The sequence below is a fragment of the Lactobacillus sp. N54.MGS-719 genome (genome assembly GCF_000980505.1).
GTDB lineage: Bacteria > Bacillota > Bacilli > Lactobacillales > Lactobacillaceae > Lactobacillus > Lactobacillus amylovorus.
The window spans coordinates 1-1142 of sequence record NZ_LARO01000117.1 but is presented as its reverse complement, the minus strand read 5'-3'; the positions used below and the strand labels follow the sequence as shown (position 1 = coordinate 1142).

Genomic DNA, 1142 nt, shown 5'->3' with positions numbered 1-1142 from the left:
AAAACTTGAGCCTGATTTAATCGTTGAAGCAACAGTCATCTTCTTGCCATTGACTTTTTGGGTAGTGGTAGTGGCATTGCCTTTGCTGTTGAAGACTTGAACTGTGCCGTTAAAAGATTTCTTGAGAGTAACTTTACCTTTTTGTAATTGCGTAGCTGCTTGAACTGTGTGAACAGGTTGATTGATAATAGCAGCTGCTGGTGCAACACTGATTAATAAAGCTGCTGCGATAGTTGCTAATTTTTTAGTAGTCATATTTTGTCTCCTTTGTAATAATCCCTTAAGTTGATTTTAGCACTTATGAGACTATAAAAATAACCTCGAAACTCAAACGTTTTCGGGGTTATTTGATTTTATTCACTTAAGTACTTAGGATCAATAAATTTATTGATCACGTTGTTAACCTTCTTTGAATTATCGTACTTGCGGATAATGTTCAAGAAGTCTTGTGTAGTTGCTTGCTTCAAGTAGTAAGTTTGATAGTAATCGTGTAAAGCATCGAAGAACTTGGCTTCGCCCATGGCAACCTTTAAAACAGCAGGGAAGTCCATCCCAAGTTCGTAAGCCATGTCTTCAGTGTCAACGCCCTTTGGTGGATTATTAACAGGGTAGTTGATGTAGTTGGCCTTTTTATTCTTATTAATGAATTGGTTAGCATTTTCTTTTAAGATCTTGTTAGCACGCTTGACGTTCTTACGAGTGTAGAACTTGCTGTGCATCAGTTTAGCACAGTAGGCCTTACTCTTAGTGTAGGTCAAATCGTAAACGCCATTTTCAAGGAGGTTGGTAAGACCTTCGTCAAGCCAAGGTTCCATGTATTCATCGCTGCCGACAGTGCCGTAGAACCATTGGTGACCAACTTCGTGAGAAACATCTTCAGTTAATTCATTATATCTATCAAGTGGGTGCTTCTTTTGTAAAAAGCCGCTGGCATCGATCATGATCAAGCCAGGATATTCCATCCCACCGGTATCTTTGCCAAGCAAGCCTTCAGTAATATCGATTTCTTTGTAAGGATATTTGCCGATCTTTTTGGTAAAAACGTGGAAACTGTCTTGGGCAGTCATCAAAGCAAGCTTGTTGTATTGCTTGCTGTTTTTGCTTGCAAGGTAGTAGTCGTTGATTCTTACGCCGTTTGCATA

General features: G+C 39.2%; 1 protein-coding gene and 1 pseudogene. Both read right to left on the bottom strand.

Going from position 1 to position 1142, the window contains the following annotated elements:
• Positions 1-255: pseudogene (locus WS44_RS09470) on the bottom strand (cell surface protein); the annotation flags it as partial.
• A 98-nt stretch (positions 256-353) separates the two neighbouring features.
• A partial coding sequence (locus WS44_RS09465) for a M1 family aminopeptidase (RefSeq protein ID WP_046434113.1) occupies positions 354-1142 on the bottom strand: 789 nt, incomplete at its 5' end.